Source organism: Kluyvera genomosp. 2, from assembly GCF_036759865.1.
Taxonomy (GTDB): domain Bacteria; phylum Pseudomonadota; class Gammaproteobacteria; order Enterobacterales; family Enterobacteriaceae; genus Kluyvera; species Kluyvera ascorbata_B.
Map to the genome: position 1 here is coordinate 16791 of NZ_JAPKIA010000006.1, position 20873 is coordinate 37663.

16 protein-coding genes, 2 tRNA genes and 1 pseudogene are annotated in these 20873 nt (G+C 56.8%); 8 read left to right on the forward strand and 11 right to left on the reverse strand.

The features are described from left to right. Nucleotides 1-77: 77 nt before the first annotated feature. Nucleotides 78-167 (forward strand): annotated as a pseudogene (locus tag V6942_RS07685) (5'-nucleotidase); the annotation flags it as partial. A 43-nt stretch (nt 168-210) separates the two neighbouring features. On the opposite strand, the gene V6942_RS07690 reads toward V6942_RS07685, so the two are convergent. The 3 genes from V6942_RS07690 to V6942_RS07700 form a co-directional block, all read right to left on the reverse strand. Continuing rightward, nucleotides 211-1425, reverse strand: coding sequence for a tyrosine-type recombinase/integrase (locus tag V6942_RS07690; RefSeq protein ID WP_063616627.1), 1215 nt, complete (start codon nt 1423-1425; stop codon nt 211-213). Nucleotides 1426-1722: 297 nt separating this feature from the next. Next, nucleotides 1723-1817 (reverse strand) — tRNA-Sec (locus tag V6942_RS07695). A 383-nt stretch (nt 1818-2200) separates the two neighbouring features. Next, nucleotides 2201-2294, reverse strand: a tRNA-Sec gene (locus V6942_RS07700). A gap of 326 nt (nt 2295-2620) precedes the next feature. Between V6942_RS07700 and yicI the strand changes: the two genes are divergently transcribed. Beyond that, a complete protein-coding gene (yicI, locus tag V6942_RS07705) occupies nt 2621-4939 on the forward strand; it encodes an alpha-xylosidase (RefSeq protein ID WP_333501058.1) in 2319 nt (772 codons plus the stop codon). Nucleotides 4940-4995: 56 nt separating this feature from the next. Here the strand turns inward: yicI and V6942_RS07710 are convergent, their stop codons facing one another. The 3 genes from V6942_RS07710 to V6942_RS07720 form a co-directional block, all read right to left on the reverse strand. Beyond that, the gene (locus V6942_RS07710) at nt 4996-6312 is read right to left on the reverse strand and encodes an OprD family outer membrane porin (protein WP_333501059.1); all 1317 of its coding nucleotides are present in this window, start codon (nt 6310-6312) and stop codon (nt 4996-4998) included. Between the two features lie 330 nt (nt 6313-6642). Further along, on the reverse strand, nt 6643-8346 hold the full coding sequence (locus V6942_RS07715) for an AsmA family protein (RefSeq protein ID WP_333501060.1): 1704 nt from the start codon (nt 8344-8346) through the stop codon (nt 6643-6645). 121 nt (nt 8347-8467) lie between these two features. Next, nucleotides 8468-9859, reverse strand: coding sequence for a nucleobase:cation symporter-2 family protein (locus V6942_RS07720; RefSeq protein ID WP_106924931.1), 1392 nt, complete (start codon nt 9857-9859; stop codon nt 8468-8470). Nucleotides 9860-10141: 282 nt separating this feature from the next. Between V6942_RS07720 and gltS the strand changes: the two genes are divergently transcribed. Then, nucleotides 10142-11344: a sodium/glutamate symporter gene (gltS, locus tag V6942_RS07725; protein ID WP_106924932.1), complete on the forward strand. Its 1203-nt coding sequence runs from the start codon at nt 10142-10144 to the stop codon at nt 11342-11344. Nucleotides 11345-11428: 84 nt separating this feature from the next. Here the strand turns inward: gltS and glpK are convergent, their stop codons facing one another. Together glpK and V6942_RS07735 are read right to left on the reverse strand one after the other, a co-directional pair. After that, nucleotides 11429-12937: a glycerol kinase GlpK gene (gene glpK, locus V6942_RS07730; RefSeq protein WP_106924933.1), complete on the reverse strand. Its 1509-nt coding sequence runs from the start codon at nt 12935-12937 to the stop codon at nt 11429-11431. 21 nt (nt 12938-12958) lie between these two features. Further along, nucleotides 12959-13807, reverse strand: a complete 849-nt coding sequence (locus tag V6942_RS07735; RefSeq protein WP_106924934.1) for an MIP/aquaporin family protein — start codon at nt 13805-13807, stop codon at nt 12959-12961. Between the two features lie 420 nt (nt 13808-14227). Here V6942_RS07735 and zapB point away from each other — a divergent pair, with 420 nt between their 5' ends. The 4 genes from zapB to V6942_RS07755 all read left to right on the forward strand — a co-directional run bounded on the left by zapB (nt 14228) and on the right by V6942_RS07755 (nt 17963). Further along, nucleotides 14228-14473 (forward strand): septal ring assembly protein ZapB, encoded by a 246-nt coding sequence (gene zapB, locus V6942_RS07740; RefSeq protein WP_106924935.1) that lies wholly within the window; start codon nt 14228-14230, stop codon nt 14471-14473. A gap of 205 nt (nt 14474-14678) precedes the next feature. Then, a complete protein-coding gene (gene sbp / locus V6942_RS07745; RefSeq protein WP_182929805.1) occupies nt 14679-15668 on the forward strand; it encodes a sulfate/thiosulfate ABC transporter substrate-binding protein Sbp in 990 nt (329 codons plus the stop codon). Between the two features lie 161 nt (nt 15669-15829). Next, nucleotides 15830-16585, forward strand: a complete 756-nt coding sequence (locus V6942_RS07750) for a CDP-diacylglycerol diphosphatase (RefSeq protein ID WP_106924937.1) — start codon at nt 15830-15832, stop codon at nt 16583-16585. Between the two features lie 73 nt (nt 16586-16658). Next, nucleotides 16659-17963 (forward strand): SLC13 family permease, encoded by a 1305-nt coding sequence (locus V6942_RS07755; RefSeq protein ID WP_182966744.1) that lies wholly within the window; start codon nt 16659-16661, stop codon nt 17961-17963. A 96-nt stretch (nt 17964-18059) separates the two neighbouring features. Here V6942_RS07755 and tpiA read toward each other — a convergent pair whose 3' ends face one another. Together tpiA and V6942_RS07765 are read right to left on the reverse strand one after the other, a co-directional pair. Next, nucleotides 18060-18827 (reverse strand): triose-phosphate isomerase, encoded by a 768-nt coding sequence (tpiA, locus tag V6942_RS07760; protein WP_106924939.1) that lies wholly within the window; start codon nt 18825-18827, stop codon nt 18060-18062. A 108-nt stretch (nt 18828-18935) separates the two neighbouring features. Beyond that, nucleotides 18936-19532: a DUF1454 family protein gene (locus tag V6942_RS07765; protein ID WP_106924940.1), complete on the reverse strand. Its 597-nt coding sequence runs from the start codon at nt 19530-19532 to the stop codon at nt 18936-18938. Between the two features lie 111 nt (nt 19533-19643). Here V6942_RS07765 and V6942_RS07770 point away from each other — a divergent pair, with 111 nt between their 5' ends. Further along, entirely contained in the window at nt 19644-20075 is a 432-nt protein-coding gene (locus V6942_RS07770) for a DUF805 domain-containing protein (RefSeq protein ID WP_106924941.1), read from the forward strand. Here V6942_RS07770 and fpr read toward each other — a convergent pair. After that, complete coding sequence (gene fpr, locus V6942_RS07775) at nt 20066-20812, reverse strand: ferredoxin--NADP(+) reductase (RefSeq protein WP_106924942.1); 747 nt, start codon at nt 20810-20812, stop codon at nt 20066-20068. The two genes, V6942_RS07770 and fpr, sit on opposite strands and share 10 nt — an antisense overlap. Between the last annotated feature and the right edge of the window lie 61 nt (nt 20813-20873).

The following is a 20873-nucleotide window of genomic DNA, read 5'->3' on the forward strand; positions in this document are numbered from 1 at the left end:
AGAATTAGGGCTTGGTAGAGGCCAGGAAGGAATAACCCTGCTTCTGCCATTCTGCTAAAAAAATAGTCAAACTTTAGGATCGATTACAGACCCGCGTTGAGTATCCTCCCGTCCGTATTGCACTGGTGACTGACAGAAACAGCCCATCGGAAATGCGCGTCATGAAAATTTAAATAGCCATCTTTACCGCTAGATGGCTATTTAATTAATTTATGCTGTTTTCCCAAACGTCCCTTCTATAACAGCCCCACCTTTCCCCAGCTCACCAATATAATCCGCATACCACTGCATCATCTCCCCACGTCCATCAAGATACTGCGCATGGTTATACGTCCCGCGAATCGCGTTCTTATCGACGTGCGCAAGCTGCGTTTCAATCCACGCTGAGTTAAAGCCCTGCTCATGCAGAATAGTGCTCATTGTGTGGCGGAAACCATGCCCTGTCAGCCTGCCTTTATACCCCAGTAACTCAATAACCTGGTTAATGCTTTCCTTACTGATTGGCTTGCGGGGATCGTTCCTGCCGATAAAGACCAGAGGGTGATGTTTTGAGATTGGTTCAAGCTGCTTAAACAGCGTAATAACCTGCTCTGAGAGCGGCACAATATGAGGCCGTTTCATCTTCATAACTTCTGCCGGGATCTCCCATAATTTCTTCTCAAAATCGATATCTTCCCAGCGAGCGAAACGCAGCTCTTGTGTACGCACGCCGGTTAACATAATGATCTGCGTGGCGGTTTTGGTGATAACACTACCGGTGTATCCGGCCAGATCTTTAAGGAAGTGTGGTAACTCTTCGACTGTGAGGAACGGGAAATGTGTTTTCTTTGGCGTTGCCAGAGCTGTAGCAAGATCTGACACGGGGTTATATTCAGCTCTCCCGGTAACGATAGCGTAACGGTAGACTTCATTACAACGCTGGCGGACTTTGCGCATTTTCTCTAAAGCGCCGCGCTTTTCAAGGCGACGAAGAATCTCAAGCCAGTCCATCGGCTTAATATCGACGATAGGGCGTCTTCCCGTATGAGGGAAGATATCTTTCTCGAAGGTGTCGATGATTTCATCGCGGTAGCGTAATGACCAGCGATCGGCTTTAGTCTGATGCCATTCGCGGGCAATGGCCTCGAACGTATTCTTGTGGCTCATTTGCTGGGCGATTTTTTCTTCTTTCTTTACTTCACCCGGATCGCCTCCAGCGGAGAGTATTTTTCTGGCCTCACTGCGCTTTTCGCGTGCGTCAGCCAGGGAAACATCAGGGTATACGCCAATGGAAAGCATCTTTTCTTTACTGGCAAAGCGGTATTTCATTCGCCAGTATTTGGAACCATTAGCGTTAATCAGCAGATACATGCCGCCGCCATCTGTCAGCTTATAGGGCTTATCTTTTGGCTTCGCGGTTTTCACTTTAACATCGGTTAGCGCCATTACATTCTCCGGCTATTTGATGAATCCATCCTCTAGGGGATTTCCGCCAGTGACTAACCTGATACCCCCAATGCAACCCTTGTATAACAAAGGTGTCGTTAAAACCCTTTGTTATATATCACATTTTTACAATTTTGGGGGTGCTGATATTTTAAAGGAAAATAACACCCCCTAATGTACCCCCATAAAGGACTTGATGCCGATTACCTTCAGGCGACAATGGTGGGGTTATTTTTCTTGTTTTATCAGGCATTATAGTGGTTTTATTGACTTCGAGGGAGTTCAGGAGAGGCTAATTGGCGGAAGATCACAGGAGTCGAACCTGCCCGGGACCGCTGGCGGCCCCAACTGGATTTGAAGTCCAGCCGCCTCACCGGAGACGACGATCTTCCGCGCCTACATTGCTACATGGAGGCGGGGCGCATTATATCTACTTTCAATCATTTACCACATCCCCCAAGGGCACATTTTTCGCCCTGTTGCCGTTGCGCTCTCTGGCATTCCAGATAAAACCATTATTTTTCCTATGGTTACATTTTTCGTCTGCCGCGCAGCGCGCGCTTTACCGCACGTCTTGCCCGTTGAATGGCGTAAAAAACATCACGATGACCGAATATTTGACCCTCTGGCGGGCATTTAGCCTCGTGTTTATAGACCGCTGGACGCGCAGGCTTACGGCGTAAACGAACCGGGACAGTATCAGTCACAAAGGGTATCGCTAAGAAAGCGTATAGATAAAACGGGGAGATGATTTGGGGGAGATACGCGTGAATTTTGGCGGAGACCGCAGGAGTCGAACCTGCCGGGAGCCGCAGGCGGCTACCACTGGAAATGAAGTCCAATCGTCTCACCGGAGACGACGATCTTCCGCGCCTCGATTGCTACATGGAGGCGGGGCGCATTATAGCTACTTTCAACCGCTTACCACATCTTTACTTACATTTTTCAGCATCTTTTTACTCACCTGCGTAGGTTGGTGTGAGAAATATCTTATAAATCAGTGAGTTACACCTGTACATACTCTTCTCGCCAACCCAGATCACATAAATCAAGAAACGTAATTTGATAACGAGATATCGCAATTCACCTTGCTGAGCGGATGGTTTACAAAAGTGTAACCGGTATCAGCGCGCCGCGAACGGCAGCAATGGCGCGTACCTACAAATCAGAACACAGGCAATTAAGAGGACGAACCATGAAGATCAGTGATGGAAACTGGTTGACCCAGCCGGGTCTGAATTTAATTCATCCTGTTCAGGTGTTTGATGTTGAACAGCAAGGGAATGAAATGGTGGTCTACGTGGCGCCGCGCGACGTCCGCGAGCGCACGTGGCAGCTGGATACACCGATGTTTACCCTGCGTTTTTTCTCACCGCAAGAGGGCGTGGTGGGCGTACGCATCGAGCATTTCCAGGGCGCGCTGGATAACGGCCCGCACTACCCGCTGAACGTGCTGAAAGACGTGAAGGTACAGATGCAAAACACCGCCGGGTTTGCCGAGCTGAAAAGCGGCAACCTCAGCGTGCGCGTGACCAAAGGTGAGTTCTGGTCGCTGGATTTCCTGCGCAACGGCGTGCGGATCACCGGCAGCCAGCTGAAAAACAACGGCTATGTGCAGGACAGCAACGACAATCGCAACTACATGTTCGAGCGTCTGGATCTGGGCGTCGGCGAAACCGTGTATGGCCTGGGCGAGCGCTTTACCGCGCTGGTGCGCAACGGCCAGAACGTTGAAACCTGGAATAAAGACGGCGGCACCAGCACCGAACAGTCCTACAAAAACATCCCGTTCTACCTGACCAACCGCGGCTACGGCGTGCTGGTGAATCACCCGGAAAACGTCTCCTTTGAGGTTGGCTCAGAGAAGGTGTCCAAAGTGCAGTTCAGCGTCGAAGGCGAGTATCTGGAATACTTTGTCATCGACGGCCCAACCCCGAAAGAGGTGTTGAACCGCTATACCCAGTTCACCGGCCGCCCGGCGCTGCCGCCGGCGTGGTCTTTCGGCCTGTGGCTGACCACCTCGTTCACCACCAACTACGACGAAGCGACGGTCAACAGCTTTATCGATGGTATGGCCGAGCGCAACCTGCCGCTGCACGTCTTCCACTTTGACTGCTTCTGGATGAAGGCCTTCCAGTGGTGCGACTTCGAGTGGGACCCGGTGACCTTCCCGGACCCGAAAGGCATGATTCAGCGCCTGAAAGACAAAGGGCTGAAGGTCTGCGTGTGGATTAACCCGTATATTGGCCAGAAATCGCCAATATTCAAAGAGCTGAAAGAGAAAGGCTATCTGCTCAAGCGCCCGGACGGTTCCGTCTGGCAGTGGGACAAATGGCAGCCGGGGCTAGCGATTTATGACTTCACCAACCCTGAAGCCTGCCGGTGGTATGCCGACAAGCTGAAAGGCCTGGTGGCGATGGGCGTGGACTGCTTCAAGACCGACTTTGGCGAACGCATCCCGACCGACGTGCGCTGGTTCAACGACGCCGACCCGCAGAAAATGCACAACCACTATGCCTATATCTACAACGAACTGGTGTGGAACGTGCTCAAAGAGACCGTCGGTGTGGAAGAGGCTGTGCTGTTCGCCCGTTCCGCTTCCGTGGGCGCGCAACAGTTCCCGGTGCACTGGGGCGGCGACTGCTACGCCAACTACGAATCGATGGCGGAAAGCCTGCGCGGTGGCCTGTCGATTGGCCTGTCCGGTTTCGGTTTCTGGAGCCACGATATTGGCGGCTTCGAAAACACTGCCCCGGCGGATGTCTATAAACGCTGGTGCGCCTTCGGCCTGTTCTCCAGCCACAGCCGCCTGCACGGCAGCAAATCCTATCGTGTGCCGTGGGCGTATGACGAAGAGTCCTGCGATGTGGTGCGCTACTTTACCGAAATGAAGTGCCGCATGATGCCGTACCTGTATCGTCAGGCGGCGCTGGCCAACGAGCAGGGCACGCCAATGCTGCGTGCGATGATGCTGGAGTTCCCGGACGACCCGGCGTGCGATTACCTCGACCGCCAGTACATGCTCGGCGACTCGCTGGCGGTGGCGCCGGTGTTCTCGGAGGCGGGCGACGTGCAGTTCTACCTGCCGGAAGGCCGCTGGACGCACCTGTGGCACAACGACGAAGTGCAGGGCAGCCGCTGGCATAAACAGCAGCATGATTTTATGAGCCTGCCGGTCTATGTGCGCGACAACACCCTGCTGGCGCTGGGTAATAACAGCCAGGTGCCGAACTACGCATGGCATGAAGGCACCGCGTTCCAGCTGTTCCACCTTGAGGACGGGCATGAAGCGGTATGTGAAGTGCCTGCGGCCGATGGCACCGTGGTGTATACGCTGAGCGCGAGACGTCAGGGTAAGGTGATAACGGTGAAAGGCAACGGCAAAGCCAGCGGCTGGACGCTGTGCCTGCGCAATATCCAGCAGGTAGCGGGCGTGCAGGGCGGAAGCCCGGCAGGCAGCGAGCTGGGCGTGGTGGTGACCGCGCAGGGCAATGAGCTGGTGATTACGCTCTAATTCTGTGAGCCCCCTAACCCTCTCCCCGGTGGGGAGAGGGGATTGTTTAGCGCCGGTTAGAAGTCATATTGCAGCGTTAAGCGGTTCTGCCAGAAATCCTTCTCATACAGCGGCGACGTCTGCACGCCGACGAAATCGTTCAGGCTCAGCCCTTTCAGCGCGCCCTGGAAATTCCAGATAAAGTACATCACGTACTCGGACTGGCGCAGGCTGCTGGAATTCACCGTTGGCGTCAGATCCATCCAGGAGTAGCGTGCGCCCAGCGTCAGGTTGTCGTTCGCATTCCAGTTCACGTTGGTGGCATAGGCATCGCCGCTGCCCAGGTCCTGGGTGCTGGTGAAGTACGGCTGTGCAAAGTACGGACCGGATGAACTGTTGTGGGCATAGGGCGTCACCAGCGAGCCGTTACCATAGCTGTCACCGCTGGCGGCAATGTGGTTATAACCCGCCGCCCAGGAGAGTGAAGGCGTAAAGTTCAGCGACAGCTGCGCACCGTAAGAATGGTTGTCTACTTCGCCCGCCAGCGCTTTGCCTTCGCTGGTGCCGCGAATGTATTGCAGCGCCACGTCCGGCGTAAACAGCGCCTGCTGCCACTGGAGGTGGCCTTCGGTGTAGAAGATGTTGGAGAAGTCGGCGTAGCTTTCGTACCACATCTGGCCGGTCAGCTTTTTGTCATCCCACATCAGGTGACGGCCCGCGCCGACGGCCCACATGCCGTTGGTTTCTTCGGTCACGTCGCTGTAGGCGGTGGTGCGCTGAACCTGGTCGCTCCCCCAGCCCTTGTAACGCCAGATTTTGGTGGCGCGCAGGAAGTCGTCGCCGCTACCGTACTGCATATCCAGCGCCTGATAGAGAATTGGCGTGATGCGCCAGTCGTAATCGCCGACAAACGGTAAATCCAGGCGCTGGTTGCCGCCGGTGAGACGAAAATCACCGTAGCGCCAGTTGAGGTAGGCTTCACCGATGTTGGTCTGGTTGTCGCCGATATCGCTGATGACGCGATCTTCCGGCGGGTGGTCGATCCCTCGCAGGAACAGGCCGCTAACGCCAACGTTGAAGCCATACAGCGGGGCCGTTTCATACTTCACGAAGCCGCCGTAGCTCACGGTGTCCTGGTTAAACCCTTTGGCGAAGTACGCATTGTGGGTGGTGTAATACAGCGCACGAACGCTGCCGCTGACTTTACCGCAGCTGAATGCGTCGCTCAGGCTGCTGACGTTGCCTTCGGCATCAAAACAGGCGCTGTCGGGCTTAAAGGAGAGGGCGGCTTCTGCGCTGGCGGGAAGCGCCAGTGCGGCAAGTGCGGCCAGGGCGGTGAGACCACCGGCGAATCGTGATGGTTTGACGGCACCTGCTGCCCGATACGTCTTCATGCTAATACCTTGTCTACAGAGATAAAAAAAGAAAAGTGCGCGTGCGCCGCGGGTTGGTAGACGCGGCGGCAGCGTGCAGGGCTGCGATTATCGTCATCGGGATGGTTGTGATCCAGACCCAAAAGCAAACGTTTGCTTTTCTGTGTTGGCGGTTGACACTGGATTCGTGATTGATGTTGGTTTAACCACGATAAGGGCGATTAAAATAAAGAGGAAAGTGCTATCTATGTGGCTTATTAGTGAAAGATAGCACTGATTGCCGCGCTAGCGCTAAACCGCACTGATTGGATAGTCAATCGCGCAGGGTGGGGACGTTTCCGCCCCCTTAGGCTATGGCGTAACCGGCGCGCCGGCAGCGACCGAAACCACGCCACCCTGCATCTGCTGGGTAACTTCCTGCTTCGCCATATTCACCGCATGCAGCTTTGCGTTCACCGTGGGTTTCAGCGGCGCGTCCGCCTGTACGCTGCCGCTGGCGGTAAGCTGAATATTGCCATCGCCGTCGATAGGCAGCGCAGGCCACCCCCACAGCTGGAGAATATTCAGCGGTACGCCGCGGCCGTTGAGCGTGATACTTGTCTGGCGCTGCGGCTGCTGTGATACCGTGGCGGTGGCTTCCAGAATCCCTTTCTCGGTAAAGGCGCTCAGTTCGCTGATATTCACGTTCGACGCATCGGCGTTCAGCGTCATTGACGGGCGACGCACGTCAATGCGGTTGAAGGTTGCCGCCGCGCCGTTGAGCGTTGCGCTACCGCCCCATACGCCCCACCGGTGGCCCTTCACCAGCTGCAGATTGGCGCCGTAGCCGTCTAACGCGGTCACCTGCCATGGAAAGTCAGGGTCGATATCAATCACCAGGTTGCGGCTGGCGCCAAATTTTTTCAGCGTGACGCTCTCCAGCCACGGCGGCAGCTGTTCCATCCACAGCGTTTTCCAGTTTTCCGGCAGCGTGTACTCCAGCCCGGCGAACACCACGTCATCCAGCACCAGCGCATTGGCGTTACGGTACCAGTGGCCAGCGCTGCGCACCATGCCGCCCTCCCAGCGTGAGGTAAACTGGCGCAGGTCAATGCCCTGCGGCGAGAATTCGGCGTTGAGGATCGGGTCGAACAGGTGCAGCGAGCCGTAAATGAATTCGCTGGCGTTGAGTGAGATTTTACCGTCGGTGCTCTGCCAGCTGCCCTGGCTGAGCGTCAGGTTGCGCAGGTTCAGGTCGAGGTCGGTCACCGCCCAGTCTGGCCCCTGCAGGCGGGCATCGGTGACGTCGAGGCGGCCAATCTGTAGCGATGGCACGGTGGCCAGGGGAGCAAGGAAGTCGCGCAGCGGTTTATCGCTTTGTATGCGGATGTCGTTGAGGCGCAGATTGTCCACGACCCAGCTGCCGTCGGCGCTACGGCGGGCGTTGCCGGTGAGTGAACCGCGCGCAATATCCGCGCCGACGGTGGCCAGGGTGACTTCGCCGCCGTTAATCTCGCCTTCAATCAGTACCTGGGTGGCGGGCACGCCGTTCAGCGATAGCGAACCGGCGCTCATTTGAATCCGCGCTTTTTTCCCCAGCACGTTACCCGCTTCTGGCGCCCACGGCATCACGCCGCCCGAAACGCGCTGTGCGCTGAGCGCCCAACCGGTTTCCGGACTGTTTAGCGCCATATTACTGAACTGTAGGCGATCGGCGGCAAACGGCAGCGGCGCGGCGGCGGGCGACAGGTTCAGCGTACCGTCCTGTAACAGAATGGTGTCGACGTGCAGCGGATCGGTAATCTGCCGTGAGCTCAGGCCAATATCCACGCTTTTCGCGACCAGCGTGGCGGGTTTACCGTCGCGGCCAAAGGTGACGTTTTGCAGCAGGATGTGCGAAGGGGAGGAGAAGCGGTGATCCATGGCGTCGAACGTCACCTGCCATGCCGTGTTGTCGCTTAACCACTGGCTGATATGGCGCGCGCCCCAGCGCGTTTGCAGCAGAAAGTAGAAGGCCAGAATCACCAGCAGCAGGGCGATAAGCAGCCAGATAATGAGCTTTCCAAGAAATTTCATGATCTTCCGTCCTGAGAAGGGCACATAAACCTGTTATGCATGATTTATGCGCAATCCTCAAGGCGGGAATCGTATTATTCGATGTCGGCGGCAGTGGGCGTTGCCACTGCCGCGCAGAGGGTTACTCTTTTTCGGCCGGGAAGATCAGGTTCAGGATAATAGCGGTGATACCGCCGGCTGCGATGCCGGAAGAAAGCAGGTTTTTCAGCCAGTCCGGGGCGAACTGCAGGATCTGCGGCTGCTGAGAAACGCCCAGACCCACGGCCAGCGACAGCGCAATAATCAGGATGGCGCGGCGGTTCAGCGGTTCGCGCGAGACAATGCGCACGCCCGACGCGGCGATCGTGCCGAACATCACCAGCGTTGCCCCGCCGAGTACCGGTTCCGGAATGTGCTGCACAAAGCCGCTGACCGCCGGGAACAGGCCGAGGACGATCAGCATCAGCGCCACCACGAAGCCCACATAGCGGCTGGCGACGCCGGTTAGCTGAATCACACCGTTATTCTGGCCAAAGCAGGAGTTCGGGAAGGTATTGAACACCGCAGAGACGCAGGAATTGAGGCCGTTTGCCAGCACGCCGCCCTTCAGGCGTTTCATATAGACCGGGCCTGAGACCGGCTGCTCGGAAACGTCAGAGGTGGCGGTAATGTCGCCGATGGTTTCCAGCGAGGTGATCATAAACACCAGCATCAGCGGCAGCAGCAGGTTCCAGTCGATGCCTAAGCCATAGTACAACGGCGTCGGTACCATAATCAGGCTGGTGTTCGACGGCGTGGTGTTTTCCGGCAGCATGCCGAGGAACCATGCCAGCAGGTAGCCCGCCGCCATGGCGATGACCAGTGAGGCGATGCGCAGGTACGGGTTACGCTGACGGTTAAGCAGAATAATCATGCCCAGCACCACGCCCGCCAGCAGCAGGTTTTTCGGCGCGCCGAAGGTATTGTTGGCCATCGCCGCGTAGCCGCCGCCGATGGAGGTCAGGCCGACCTGAATCAGCGACAGGCCGATAATCATTACCACCACGCCGGAGACCAGCGGCGTAATCACGCGACGTGCCAGATGCAGTACGCGAGATAACACCATCTCTGTACAGCTGGCCAGCATCAGGGTACCGAACAGCGCTGCCATCATGGTTGGCACGTCCGCACCGCCGGTTTTCAGCGCCGTGCCGCCCATAATCAGCGGCGCCACGAAGTTGAAGCTGGTGCCCTGAATCGACAGCAGACCGGAACCCACCGGGCCCCAGGCTTTAATCTGAATGATAGATGCCACACCGGAAGCGAATAACGACATGCTGATAATGTGCTGGGTATCCTGAGCCGGGAGGCCGAGAGCCTGGCAGATCAGCAGCGCTGGGGTGATCACCGCCACAAACATCGCCAGCAGGTGCTGGAGCGCGGCAAACAGGGTTTGCGGAAGCGGCGGACGGTCTTCCAGGCGGTAAATCAGTTCGCTGGTTTGCTTATGCGCAATCGGTTGCGCATTGGCTTGATCGAGTGTGTTAGAGGACATCTCAGAGGCTATCTCGTGGTGGAAAAGTGGCGATTTTAGCCGACTGGTTGGTAAAAGCAAACGGTTGCATTCAGTAACCATGAAAAATTGCGGAAAATAGGCGGACAAAAAGCAGGGCTTAATCGGGTCGCTTAACGAAAATGAGGACAAATAGTACCTTTTTCTATCACTTTCGCGCTTTTCGAGCTTAAACTTTGGGCCGACGTCTCATGAGGAGGCGATCTCGACATCGGAAATTGGTCGCGTATGAATGGATCATGCGTTTAGTAAGGAGCTGTAATTATGTTTCATCTTGATACCTTATCGACGCTCGTTGCCGCAACGCTGGTGTTGCTGCTCGGACGCAAGCTGGTCCAGAGTGTCCCCCTTCTCAAAAAATACACTATCCCCGAGCCCGTTGCGGGCGGCCTGCTGGTCGCGCTCGCGCTGCTGGTATTAAAGCAGAGTATCGGCTGGGAGATTGACTTCGACATGAGCCTGAAGGACCCGCTTATGCTGGCGTTCTTCGCCACCATTGGCCTGAATGCTAATATCGCCAGCCTGCGCGCGGGCGGCAAAGTGCTGGGTACGTTCCTGATCGTGGTGGTCGGGCTGCTGCTGCTGCAAAACGCGCTGGGCATCGGTATGGCGAAGCTGCTGGGGCTGGACCCGCTGATGGGTCTGCTGGCCGGTTCTATTACTCTCTCCGGCGGTCATGGTACCGGCGCGGCGTGGAGTAAACTGTTTATCGAGCGCTACGGGTTTGCCAATGCTACCGAAGTGGCGATGGCCTGTGCCACGTTTGGTCTGGTGCTCGGCGGCCTGATTGGCGGCCCGGTGGCGCGTTATCTGGTGAAGCATTCGTCGTCGCCGAATGGAACGCCGGATGACCAGGCCGTACCGACGGCGTTTGAAAAACCGGACGTCGGGCGCAGCATTACCTCGCTGGTGCTGATTGAAACGATCGCCATGATCGCTATTTGTCTGACGGCAGGTAAAGTCATTGCGCAACTGCTGGCAGGCACGGCGCTGGAGCTGCCAACCTTCGTCTGCGTGCTGTTTGTGGGGGTGATCCTCAGCAACGGGATGGCGCTTTTGGGCTTTTATCGCGTGTTTGAACGCGCGGTTTCGGTGATGGGCAACGTGAGCCTGTCGCTGTTTCTGGCGATGGCGCTGATGAGCCTGAAGCTGTGGGAGCTGGCGTCGCTGGCGCTGCCGATGCTGGTGATTCTGGCCACGCAGGCAATGGCAATGGGGCTGTACGCCATTTTCGTGACCTACCGGATGATGGGCAAAAACTACGATGCGGCGGTGCTGGCCGCGGGGCACTGTGGTTTTGGTTTAGGCGCGACGCCTACGGCGATTGCCAATATGCAGGCTATTACCGAGCGTTTTGGACCGTCGCATACGGCGTTCCTGGTGGTGCCGATGGTCGGCGCGTTCTTTATTGATATCGTCAATGCCCTGGTGATTAAGCTGTATTTGATGCTGCCGATGTTTGCTTAATGTGAAAATGCCGGAGGTCGGCTCCGGCATTTTTTTGCCTGATGGCGCTTCGCTTATCAGGCCTACATACCTCTGCACGTTGTCTTATTCTTCGTGCTCTTCCCACGCCAGCGCGCGTTTCACCGCTTTTTTCCAGCCGCTGTAGCGGAAGTTACGCTCGGTTGTCTCAATGCCCGGGCGGAATTCGCGCTCAATGACCGCTTTCTCCTGCAGCTCATCCAGATTCTGCCAGAAGCCGACCGCCAGGCCAGCAAGGTAGGCCGCGCCCAGCGCCGTGACTTCACGGACTTCCGGGCGTTCTACGCGGGTGCCCAGAATGTCGGACTGGAACTGCATCAGGAAGTTGTTGGCAACCGCACCGCCGTCGACGCGCAGGGCGTGCAGACGAATGCCGGAGTCGGCCTGCATTGCCTCCAGCACGTCACGCGTCTGGTAGGCGATAGACTCCAGCGTCGCGCGGATAATGTGATTCGAGTTCACGCCGCGGGTCAGACCGAAGATGGCACCGCGAGCGTACGGGTCCCAGTACGGTGCGCCGAGGCCGGTAAACGCCGGTACCACGTACACGCCGTTGGTGTCCTTCACTTTGGTGGCGAAGTATTCGGAGTCGAAGGCGTCGCTAATCAGCTTCATCTCGTCGCGCAGCCACTGAATAGAAGCGCCAGCCATAAACACCGCACCTTCCAGCGCGTAGTTCACCTCACCGCGCGGGCCGCAGGCGATGGTGGTTAGCAGGCCGTGGCTGGAAGCCACCGCTTTTTCACCGGTGTTCATCAGCATAAAGCAGCCGGTGCCGTAGGTGTTTTTCGCCATCCCTTCCTTCACGCACAGCTGGCCGAACAGCGCCGCCTGCTGGTCACCGGCAATCCCGGCGATAGGAATACGGGTACCGCCTTTGCCGCCGATGTTGGTCTGGCCGTACACTTCGGATGACTTGCGCACTTCCGGCAGCATGGCGCGCGGAATATCCAGCGCGTCCAGCATTTTGTCATCCCACTCAAGGGTGTTGATGTTGAACAGCATGGTGCGCGAAGCGTTGGTGTAATCGGTAACGTGCACGCGGCCCTGGGTCATTTTCCAGATAAGCCAGGTGTCGACGGTGCCGAACAACAGTTCGCCGCGTCTTGCGCGCTCGCGGGAGCCTTCAACGTGGTCGAGGATCCACTTCACTTTGGTTCCGGAGAAGTACGGGTCGACCACCAGGCCGGTGGCGCTACGCACGTACTCTTCCATACCGTCGCGCTTGAGCTGCTCGCAGATATCCGCCGTACGGCGGCACTGCCAGACGATGGCGTTGTAAATCGGCTTACCGGTTTCGCGTTCCCACACGACGGTCGTTTCACGCTGGTTGGTAATACCGATAGCGGCAATCTGGTCAGAGCTAATGTCGGCTTTTGCCAGCACTTCGACGAGCGTGGAGCTCTGGGTCGCCCAAATCTCCATAGGGTCATGCTCAACCCAGCCTGGCTTTGGATAAATTTGTTCAAATTCGCGCTGTGAAACACTGATGATATTGGCGTCATGATCCATAACGACGGCGCGGGAGCTGGTGGTGCCCTGGTCGAGCGCAACGATATATTTTTTGTCAGTCATAATGAACGTTCCGTAGTCAGATTACAGCGAAGCATTGTGTTGATTCTGGCTGGAGGCCGCTTTCGGCTCTTCAACCTCGCAGGTGTCGCAGGGCAGGTGACGGCCAATCAGCTTGCGGTAGCTGAATGCGCCCAGCGCCGCGCCCACGATTGGCGCACACAGCGGCACCAGGAAATACGGGATATCTTTGCCGCCGGTGAAGGCGACGTCGCCCCAGCCTGCCAGCCAGGCGAAGGCTTTTGGCCCAATGTCACGCGCCGGGTTCATCGCAAAGCCGGTCAACGGGCCCATGGAGGCGCCGATAACTGCAATCAGCAGGCCAATCAGCAGCGGTGCCAGCGGCCCACGCGGAATACCGTTGCCATCGTCGGTCAGCGCCAGGATAACGCCCATCAGGATAGCGGTAATCACCATTTCTACCGCGAATGCCTGCACAAAATTGATATGCGGGTTTGGATAGGTGGAGAAAATACCCGCCAGCTCAAGGCTTTCTACGCTGCCGCGCACCATATTGTGCGTGTGTTCGAAGTCGATGAAAAGGTTGTAGTACAGACCGTAGACCAGCGCGGCGGCGCAGAAGGCGCCAGCAAACTGGGCAACGATAAACGGCACAACTTTGCGGCCGTCGAAGCAGGCGAACAGCCACAGGGCAATGGTCACTGCCGGATTAAGATGCGCGCCGGAAACCCCAGCGGTCAGGTAGATGGCCATCGCCACGCCCAGACCCCAGATGATACTGATTTCCCACTGGCCGAAGCTCGCACCGGCGACCTTCAGCGCAGCAACACATCCCACGCCGAAAAATATCAACAACCCGGTACCGAGAAACTCTGCGATGCACTGGCCTTTTAAGGTTGATGTCTGGCTCATAATCGGAATCCTGAAGACTAATTGATGATTATTGTGTGCATAAGCGTTCGCGACGCTCATGTTGCCTTGTAGGCATAGTGTTAATTTATCGTTAACGAGCGTAAACGAGAAATATCGAAATTGAAATGTGTGTGTCACGTCAAGAAATGAGCGTTTTCGCGCCAAAAAACGCACAGTTTTGGAACGAAAAGTGTGAGGAAGGGAACATTTCGCTTGTTAAACAGTAAACAATTTAATGAGTATTGATGTCTATGCTCCAGGTCTAGACCGAAAATTGCGGAGAACCGCAATCTACAGGCTCTGGCGCTGGACAGGGGCTACTGGGCTTCATACAATCGACCACAAGCCGTGCGCTTATTTACGTTAAGGCGTCACCGGGGTTCCGGGACGATATCAACGCCTTGCAAGATCAGGAGAGGTATGACGATGTCATTAGAAGTGTTTGAGAAACTGGAAGCGAAAGTTCAGCAGGCGATTGATACCATCACGCTGTTGCAGATGGAAATCGAAGAGCTGAAAGAAAAGAACAACACGCTGGCGCAGGATGTACAGGCTGCACAGCATAGCCGTGAAGAGCTGGAACGTGAAAACAACCAGCTGAAAGAACAGCAGAGCGGCTGGCAGGATCGTCTGCAGGCGCTGCTGGGCCGCATGGAAGAAGTCTGATTCCACCTCTCCCCGGGCGGTTGCTAACTTCCTGGGGAAGCTTTTACCTTCTGATTTTCCCCCGCTGAGTGATTTCGCGCATCCGCGCTGAGTCCGTTTTCATATATTTCAAAACTGCATAATCAATCTTTTTTTATTCTTTAATCATTGGTTAGATTTCTGGCAGGCTAGCCCCATTACAACACAACAGATAAGAGAGCGGGCGATGAACAAGTGGGGCGTAGGGTTGACTCTTTTGCTGGCTTCCACCAGCGTACTGGCTAAGGATATTCAATTACTGAACGTGTCTTACGATCCGACGCGTGAACTGTATGAGCAATATAACAAGGCGTTCAGCGCGCACTGGAAAAAAGAAACCGGTGATAACGTGCTGATTCGTCAGTCCCACGGTGGCTCCGGTAAGCAGGCGACCTCCGTCATCAACGGTATTGATGCCGACGTGGTGACCCTGGCGCTGGCCTATGACGTTGACGCCATCGCCGAGCGCGGGCGTATTGACAAAAACTGGATCAAACGCCTGCCGGATAACTCTGCGCCGTACACCTCCACCATCGTGTTCCTGGTGCGTAAAGGCAACCCGAAACAGATTCATGACTGGAACGATCTGATCAAACCGGGCGTTTCCGTGATTACCCCGAACCCGAAAAGCTCCGGCGGCGCTCGCTGGAACTACCTGGCGGCCTGGGGCTACGCCCTGCACCACAACAACAACGACCAGGCTAAAGCGCAGGACTTCGTGAAGGCGCTGTATAAGAACGTGGAAGTGCTGGACTCCGGCGCGCGCGGCTCCACCAACACCTTCGTAGAACGCGGCATTGGCGACGTGCTGATTGCGTGGGAAAACGAAGCGCTGCTGGCGACAACCGAGCTGGGTAAAGACAAGTTCGAGATAGTCACCCCGAGCGAGTCGATTCTCGCCGAGCCGACCGTTTCCGTGGTCGACAAAGTGGCGGAGAAAAAAGGCACGACCGCGGTGGCGGAAGCCTACCTGAAGTACCTCTACTCGCCTGAAGGCCAGGAGATTGCGGCGAAGAACTTCTACCGTCCGCGTGACCCGGCGGTGGCGAAGAAGTATGAAAACGCGTTCCCGAAACTGAAGCTGTTTACCATCGACGATGAGTTCGGCGGCTGGACGAAAGCGCAGAAAGAGCATTTCTCCAACGGCGGCACCTTCGACCAAATCAGTAAGCGTTAATCTCGAAAAACGCCCGGCTAATCTGCCGGGCATTTTTTTGTGCCTCGTAGGCCGGATAAGGCGTTTACGCCGCCATCCGGCAATGCACGCCAGACTGCCAATGTTCTGTTGGTCACAAAACTGCGTTACTCTTCCCCCTCGATTTAACATGGGGAGAACACATGACAAGGTTAAAATACCTGCTGGCCGCGCTGCTGGTGATGGCCATTGCGGCAGGCGCCGGCGGCTGGTACTGGCTGAACGCCGGCAACCCGGACGCCCTACGCCAGATTGTGCTGGAGCAGTGCGTACCCAACCAGCTCGAGCATCAGACCCCGAAGCCGTGCGCTGACGTGAACCCGAAGGGTGGCTACGTGCTGTTTAAAGATCGCAACGGTCCGTTGCAGTATCTGCTGATGCCAACCTACCGTATCAATGGTACTGAAAGCCCGCTGCTGCTTGACCCGCTGACGCCGAACTTTTTCTGGCAAGCGTGGCAGCGTCGTATGATCATGAGCGACAAGCGGGGCGCGGAAGTCCCCGATAGCGCGATCTCTCTGACCATAAACTCCCGTACCGGGCGGACGCAAAACCATTTTCATATCCATATTTCCTGCCTGCGCAAAGACGTTCGTGAGCAGTTAGACGGCGATATCGCCGCCATTAGCAGCCGCTGGCTACCGCTGCCGGGTGGGCTGATGGGGCATGAATATCTGGCGCGTCGCGTCACCGAAAATGAGCTGGCGCAGCGTAGCCCGTTCCTGATGCTGGCGGAAGAAGTACCGGAAGCACGTGATCATATGGGGCGTTTTGCGCTGGCGTTGGTTAAGCAAAGCGATGACTCGCTGTTGCTGCTGGCAACCGAGCGCAACCTGCTGACGCTGAACCGCGCCTCCGCCGAAGAAATCCAGGATCATCGCTGCGAGATTCTGCAATAACCCCACCTAATCTGGCGTTTACCTGTCTGGCCTGTCGTCGTATGCTTGCTGAAAAAAACGACAGGAGACAGGTATGTCGCTCTGGTTTTCTCACCCTCTTTTCCTCCCTTCACTGATCGTTGGCGTGACTATCCTGCTGTGGGCGACGTCGCTGCTGCCGGAGTTTATTACCGCGCTGCTGTTTTTCGCGGCAGCGATGACGGCGAAAATTGCCCCGCCGGACGTTATTTTTGGCGGCTTTGCCTCTTCGGCCTTCTGGCTGGTTTTTAGCGGGTTTGTGCTCGGCATTGCCATCCGCAAGACGGGGCTGGCCGACCGGGCGGCGCGGGCGTTGTCGGCGCGGCTGACGGACTCCTGGCCACTGATGGTCGCGAGCGTCGTGCTGCTGAGCTATGCGCTGGCGTTTGTGATGCCTTCCAATATGGGACGTATCGCGCTGCTGATGCCGATTGTGGCGGCGATGGCGAAACGCGCCGGTATTGAGGACGGTACCCGTGCGTGGTACGGCCTGGCGCTGGCGGTCGGTTTCGGTACTTTCCAGCTTTCGGCCACTATTTTGCCCGCCAACGTACCTAACCTGGTGATGAGCGGGGCGGCGGAAGGGGCCTATGGGATCCACCTGAACTATGTACCTTATCTGCTGCTGCATACTCCGGTGCTGGGCTGGCTGAAAGGCGCGGTGCTGATTGGCCTGATCTGCTGGCTGTTTCCCGGTAAACCGCATCCGCCCCGCGATCTTGAGCCGCTGCCGCCGATGAGCGGTGACGAGAAGCGTCTGGCGTGGCTGCTGGCGGTGGTGCTGACGTTGTGGGTGACGGAGAGCTGGCACGGCATTGGGCCCGCCTGGACGGGGCTGGTGGCGGCGGTTGTCACGCTGTTGCCGCGCGTTGGGTTTATTTCCGGCGATGAATTTGCCAGCGGCGTGAATATGCGTACCTGTATTTATGTGGCCGGGATCCTTGGGCTGGCGATCACCGTTACCCAAACGGGAATTGGCGATGAGGTGGGCAATGCGCTGCTGCATATTATGCCGCTGAGTGAGGATGCGCCGTTTACCAGCTTCCTGGCGTTGACCGGCATTACCAGCGCGCTGAACTTTATTATGACCGCCAACGGCGTACCGGCGCTGTATACCACCTTTGCTCAGAGCTTCTCGGATGCCACCGGCTTCCCGCTGCTGAGCGTGATCATGATTCAGGTACTGGGCTACTCGACGCCGCTGCTGCCGTATCAGGCATCACCGATTGTGGTGGCGATGGCGCTAGGGAAAGTGCCCGCGCGCGCGGGGATGTTGCTGTGTCTGGCGCTGGCAGCGGTGAGTTATCTGCTGCTGTTGCCGCTGGACTATGTGTGGTATCAGGTGCTGGGCAAGCTATGAGCATCTGCCGGATGGCGCTGCGCTTATCCGGCCTACAAAAAAACCGGCCATAGGGCCGGTTTATTAAAACCTGGCGCGGTGGCCAGGTTCAAAATCTTACGCGTTTTTCGCCGCTTCTGCTGCTTTGACGATCACCGCGAAAGCGTCTGCTTTCAGGGATGCGCCGCCAACCAGCGCGCCGTCGATGTCCGGCTGGGTGAACAGCTCTGCCGCGTTGCCCGCGTTCACGGAACCGCCGTACTGGATGATAACCTGTTCAGCGATTTTCGCGTCAGCTTTCGCGATGTGGTCACGAATGAATTTGTGAACCGCCTGAGCCTGAGCTGGGGTAGCAGATTTGCCGGTACCGATAGCCCATACCGGTTCGTAAGCAATAACCGCGCCTTCGAAGGCCGCAGCGCCCTGAGTTTTCAGCACAGCGTCGATCTGACGTGCGCACACTTCTTCAGTTTTGCCCGCTTCGTTTTCAGCTTCGGTTTCACCGATGCACAGAACCGGGATCAGACCCTGTTCTTTCAGCACGGCAAATTTCTTCGCGATCAGCTCGTCAGATTCTTTGTGGTAGGTACGACGCTCAGAGTGACCGATGATGATGTAGGTTGCGCCAACATCTTTCAGCATTTCAGCGGAGGTTTCACCGGTGAATGCGCCGGACAGGTTCAGGTCAACGTTTTGCGCGCCCAGGTGGATGTGGCTGCCGGCAGCGGCATGCTTAGCCATATCGATATACATTTCCGGCGGCGCGATAGCCACGCCGCAGCCAGCTACGCCGGCCAGCTCGGTACGCAGGTTAGCAATCAGCTCGTGTACCATGTGGCGGCTGCCGTTCAGTTTCCAGTTACCCATCACTAAAGGATGTCGCATTTCGATTCTCCACGCTTGTCAGCGAATTAAGGAATATGGCCACCCGTCAGGGCAGCATGGTCTGTGAAACAGTATAGAGATTGATCGCTTTGAAGGCTTTGCTTTTTATCATTTATTGTCCCCTTCAAGATTTTCAGATAGCGCCAGCTTAATCGGTTCAACGGCGAAGGTCAGCCCTTTTTCGCCATTATCTGCGACAACATAGCGCACGGCGCCTTCAGTGCTGGCGAAGTAATGTTTTCCCTTCCCCTGCGATAGCAGCTTTTGCAGTTTTTGCTGGCTTTGCGGTTTGGTTAGCGTCGGGAGGACCGCGCGCATCAGGGCGCTCATGTACTCCAGCGCTTTGTTTTTTGCCGCCTTCTGCTCCGGCCCCTGAATGGGCAGCCAGGTTATCTGGATAGATTTAATCTTCAGGGTGCCGCGCTCCAGCGCCGTTGAGGCGTAGAGGTTTTCATTTATCTTGCTGGCGGCGCGGGTAATCGTGAGCTGGTCCCGGCTGGAGGCAATCGAGCGAAATTCACCGAGCGGCAGGCCGGGATTCTGCGTGTTGAATTGTTCCCGGAACTGGCTGATGGAGAGGTCAAACGCCGGAGCGCCCGCCAACAGGTATGGGGCAACGGCGGCGGGCTTTTCCGCCGACAGCGAAGCCTGGCTGAAGCTCAGCGTGATGAGCCCTGCCAGACAGAGCGTGATCCAGTGTTTCATGCCAATTGTCCTCTTCTTTGCAGATGACGATTAAAACGGGAACCGCCTCGCTTGTCAAAATGTGCCCACTTCGGGGTAAACTACGCGGCACAACGATAAAGGAAAGGCTACATGACTCTACAGCAATGGTTGTTTTCCATTAAAGGGCGTATTGGGCGCCGCGACTTCTGGATTTGGATTGCCATATGGGCCGTCACGATGGTGGCGCTGTTCAGCCTTGCCGGCGGCGGGCTGGTCGATCTGCAAACGGCGGCATTTATGCTGGTGTGTCTGCTGTGGCCGACAGCGGCGGTGACGATTAAGCGTCTGCATGACCGCGGGAAATCAGGCCTCTGGGCGCTACTGATGGTGCTGGCGTGGATGCTGCTGGCGGGTAATTGGTCAATGCTGCCCGGCGTATGGCAGTGGGGCGTAGGGCGGTTTATTCCTACGCTGATTATCGTCATGATGCTGATAGACCTGGGCGCATTTGTTGGCACCCAGGGCGAAAATAAATACGGTAAAGACACGCAGGCCGTGAAGTACCGCGCCGATCACCAGTAGTGTTCGGCGGTCATGTGGCCCGGCCGACGGCGCAGGTGCTTGGTCATCTGGCGGGTCTCTTTCAGCAGCTGTTGGGTATCGCGCACCATCTGCGGGTTACCGCACAGCATCACATGGCTGGTCTGCGCATTCATCGGTAAACCAACGGCGGCTTCCAGCGCACCGCTTTCAATCAGCGCGGGAACGCGCCCGGTCAGCATCCCCGGCGTTGTTTCGCGGCTGACGACCGTCTGAATGCGTAGCTTTCCGGCATAGCGCTCTGCCAGCGCCCGCATCTGCGGCAGGTAGCTGAGGTCGGCGGCGTAGCGCGCGGCGTGGACCAGCACCAGATTTTTAAAGCGTTCCAGGTCTTTCCCTTCTTCGAGAATCGAGAGGTAGGGGCCAATCGCCGTACCGGTTGCCAGCATCCACAGGGTTTCGCAGTCGGGCACCTCTTCCAGCACGAAAAATCCTGCGGCTTCACTGACGACCTGCACTTCATCACCCGGCTTTAACGCGGCCAGGCGTGGGCTGAGCTTGCCGTCCGGAACGGTGACCAGATAGAACTCAAGATCGGGATTGCTGGGGGCGTTAACGTAAGAGTAGGCGCGTTGTACCCGCTCGCCGTCGATGTCGAGCCCCAGCTTGGCGAACTGTCCGGCGGTAAACGGGTGAACCGGCGCGTGGACGGTAAGGCTAAACAGTGCGTCGGTCCAGTTCTGTACTTTAACGACTTTGCCCGTAACCCAATCTGCCATGGCGAATCTCCTCTCATTCTCGTTATCTTATCTTCACCGCGACGAGAGAAGATTTCCAGCC

Bases quoted from the DNA above. Each gene is read 5' to 3' on its own strand.
- V6942_RS07690 (WP_063616627.1), bottom strand. From the start codon at position 1,425: ATGGCGCTAACCGATGTTAAAGTGAAAACCGCGAAGCCAAAAGATAAG.
- yicI (WP_333501058.1), top strand. From the start codon at position 2,621: ATGAAGATCAGTGATGGAAACTGGTTGACCCAGCCGGGTCTGAATTTA.
- V6942_RS07710 (WP_333501059.1), bottom strand. From the start codon at position 6,312: ATGAAGACGTATCGGGCAGCAGGTGCCGTCAAACCATCACGATTCGCC.
- V6942_RS07715 (WP_333501060.1), bottom strand. From the start codon at position 8,346: ATGAAATTTCTTGGAAAGCTCATTATCTGGCTGCTTATCGCCCTGCTG.
- V6942_RS07720 (WP_106924931.1), bottom strand. From the start codon at position 9,859: ATGTCCTCTAACACACTCGATCAAGCCAATGCGCAACCGATTGCGCAT.
- gltS (WP_106924932.1), top strand. From the start codon at position 10,142: ATGTTTCATCTTGATACCTTATCGACGCTCGTTGCCGCAACGCTGGTG.
- glpK (WP_106924933.1), bottom strand. From the start codon at position 12,937: ATGACTGACAAAAAATATATCGTTGCGCTCGACCAGGGCACCACCAGC.
- V6942_RS07735 (WP_106924934.1), bottom strand. From the start codon at position 13,807: ATGAGCCAGACATCAACCTTAAAAGGCCAGTGCATCGCAGAGTTTCTC.
- zapB (WP_106924935.1), top strand. From the start codon at position 14,228: ATGACGATGTCATTAGAAGTGTTTGAGAAACTGGAAGCGAAAGTTCAG.
- sbp (WP_182929805.1), top strand. From the start codon at position 14,679: ATGAACAAGTGGGGCGTAGGGTTGACTCTTTTGCTGGCTTCCACCAGC.
- V6942_RS07750 (WP_106924937.1), top strand. From the start codon at position 15,830: ATGACAAGGTTAAAATACCTGCTGGCCGCGCTGCTGGTGATGGCCATT.
- V6942_RS07755 (WP_182966744.1), top strand. From the start codon at position 16,659: ATGTCGCTCTGGTTTTCTCACCCTCTTTTCCTCCCTTCACTGATCGTT.
- tpiA (WP_106924939.1), bottom strand. From the start codon at position 18,827: ATGCGACATCCTTTAGTGATGGGTAACTGGAAACTGAACGGCAGCCGC.
- V6942_RS07765 (WP_106924940.1), bottom strand. From the start codon at position 19,532: ATGAAACACTGGATCACGCTCTGTCTGGCAGGGCTCATCACGCTGAGC.
- V6942_RS07770 (WP_106924941.1), top strand. From the start codon at position 19,644: ATGACTCTACAGCAATGGTTGTTTTCCATTAAAGGGCGTATTGGGCGC.
- fpr (WP_106924942.1), bottom strand. From the start codon at position 20,812: ATGGCAGATTGGGTTACGGGCAAAGTCGTTAAAGTACAGAACTGGACC.